Here is a 1,102-nt window from a genome sequence, read left to right on the forward strand (position 1 = left end):
GCGGTCTTTGTCGGTGATGGGTGGGGTGGTGGTGGGTGGGGTGTTGTCGATGGTGAGCCAGTTGATGGTGTGGGGGAGGTGTGGGTGTGTGGGGGTGGTGGTGAGGCCGATGGTGGTGTGGGAGTTGGTGGTGATGTGGGTGATTCGTTGGGTGGGGTGTGTGGGGTCGATGGGTAGGAAGGCGGCGCCGGTTTTGGTGATGGCCCAGATGGCGATGATGGTTTCGGGGGAGCGGGGGATGGCGATGGCGACGATGTCTTCGGGGCCGATGTGGTGGTGGAGGAGTTGGTGGGCGAGGTGGTTGGAGCGTTGGTCGAGTTCTTGGTAGGTGATGTGGTGGTTGTTGTGGATGATGGCGGTGTTGTGGGGGTGGTTGTGGGCGGTGGTGGTGAGGAGGTCGGGCAGGGTGGTCGGTGGTGTGGGTGGTGGTCCGGTGCGGGTGAGGAGGTCGGTTTTTTCGGTGGGGTCGAGGATGTCGATGGTGGCGATGGGTTGGGTGGGGTTGGTGGTGATGGCGTGCAGGATGTGGAGCCATCGGTGGGTGAGGGTGTCGATGGTGGTGGGATTGTAGAGGTCGGTGGCGTAGGTGATGGTGGCGGTCATCTCGCCGTTGTGGTTGTCGGTGAGGATGATTTGTAGGTCGAATCGTGCTGTGGGGGTGGGTGGTTCGGTGGGGGTGATGTCGAGGTGGGGGAGGTGGAGGTGGGGTTGGTCGAGGTTTTGGAAGGCGAGCAGTGTTTGGAAGAGGGGGTGGTGGGAGCGGGTGCGGTGGGGGGTGAGGTGGTCGACGAGTTGTTCGAAGGGGATGTCGGCGTGTTGGAAGGCTTGCAGGTCGGTGTTTCTGGTGCGGGTGAGTAGGTCGGTGAAGGGTTCGTGGGGGTTGATGTGGGTGCGTAGGACGAGGGTGTTGACGAACATGCCGATGAGGTCGTCGAGGGCGGGGTCGCCGCGTCCGGCGATGGGGGTGCCGATGGGGATGTCGGTGCTGTTGCTGAGGCGGGCGAGCAGGACTGCGAGGGTGGCGTGGATGACCATGAACACCGAGCAGTCGTGCTGGCGGGCGAGGGTGTGTAGTGCGGTGATGAGTTCGGTGTCGAGGGTG

At 63.4% G+C, this 1,102-nt stretch carries 1 protein-coding gene; it reads right to left on the minus strand.

Translation table 11 applies throughout. The annotated features are described in order from the left end of the window. The coding region (locus ACL03I_RS39370) for a condensation domain-containing protein (RefSeq protein ID WP_412808652.1) at positions 1 to 1,102 on the minus strand (1,102 nt) is incomplete at both ends.

Origin of the sequence: Nocardia sichangensis, from assembly GCF_047200615.1 — a bacterium.
GTDB classification, from domain to species: Bacteria; Actinomycetota; Actinomycetes; order Mycobacteriales; family Mycobacteriaceae; genus Nocardia; species Nocardia sichangensis.